At 71.3% G+C, this 1,082-nt stretch carries 1 protein-coding gene and 1 pseudogene; both read left to right on the top strand.

Annotated features, from left to right (window positions below; translation table 11 throughout):
• Positions 1-289 (top strand): annotated as a pseudogene (locus CBW50_RS29670) (hypothetical protein); the annotation flags it as partial.
• An 8-nt stretch (positions 290-297) separates the two neighbouring features.
• Positions 298-972 (top strand): hypothetical protein, encoded by a 675-nt coding sequence (locus CBW50_RS28440; protein ID WP_253252023.1) that lies wholly within the window; start codon positions 298-300, stop codon positions 970-972.
• Positions 973-1,082 lie beyond the last annotated feature (110 nt).

Raw genomic sequence — 1,082 nt, 5'->3', positions numbered from 1 at the left:
GCAGGGCGCGGGCGCACCGCCGGCCAGCGCCCTGGCCGGCGTGCCCGTCGCGCCGCCGCAGGCGCTGCGCCTGGAAGCGGACGTGGACATGCCGCGCAATGACTACCGCGCCGCGCTGGGCGCCATCACCGCCTTCGCGCAAACGCTGGCGCGCCAGCCCGGCCTGCGCGTGACGATCGAGGAAGCGCCGCTGGATTTGCGCTCCAGCGCCACCCTGTCCGGCAAGAGCGCCACGCCGGCCACGGACAGCCAGGCCCGCTTCACCCTTTTGCTCGTGTGGCAGCCATGAGCGGCCCCGTGAAACAGCCGCCGCTGCCCGGCATGAAGAAAGCCGCGGCGCCCGCGCGCGCCCTGCCCGCCTGGCTGGGCGAACTGCACCTGGTGCGCCGGGCCCTGCTGTGCTTTGCGCTGACCATGCTGGGCAGCCTGCTGCTGCTCAGCCTGAGCATCGCCTACCGCGCGCGCGCGGCGCAGCAACTGGACATGGCCTACCGCACGCACTCGGCGGCGGCCAGCCTGTTCAACCATGCGGAAGCGGAGAAGCAGGAAATCCGCGCCTACGAACCGCAATTCCTGGCCCTGCGCCAGCGCGGCCTGATCGGCGAGGAAAACCGCCTGGCCTGGATCGACGCCATCCGCCTGAGCCAGGAACAACGCAAGTTGTTGCCTATCAGCTACGACATCGGCGCGCAGCAAGTGCTGTCCGTGCCCTCGCCCATGGTGATGGGCCAGTACCAGCTGCGCGGCAGCCCGATGCAGCTGCGCATGGACCTGCTGCATGAAATGGATTTGCTGCACCTGCTCGACGACTTGCGCCTGTCGGGCTATTTCGCCGTGCAGGAATGCACGCTCAAGCGCAGCGGCGCCAGCGCGGCCGCGCCGGCCGCCATGCCTGCCGTCCTCAGCGCCGATTGCAGCCTGCTGTGGCTGACCCTGGGCAGCGTGGCCGTGCCCGCGCTGGGGCGGCCATGAAGCGCGCCGCCCTCCTGTGCGTGCTGCTGGCCGGCGCCGTCCCTTCCCTCCAGGCCCAGGTGCCGCAGCTGGGACGGCTGTTTTCCACGCCCGAGCAGCGCAGCGCGCTC

Origin of the sequence: Janthinobacterium sp. GW458P (assembly GCF_002127585.1) — a bacterium.
In the GTDB taxonomy this organism is placed as follows: Bacteria; Pseudomonadota; Gammaproteobacteria; order Burkholderiales; family Burkholderiaceae_D; genus Janthinobacterium.
Note: the sequence above shows the minus strand (reverse complement) of the source record. Positions and strands in the feature narration are given on the sequence as shown.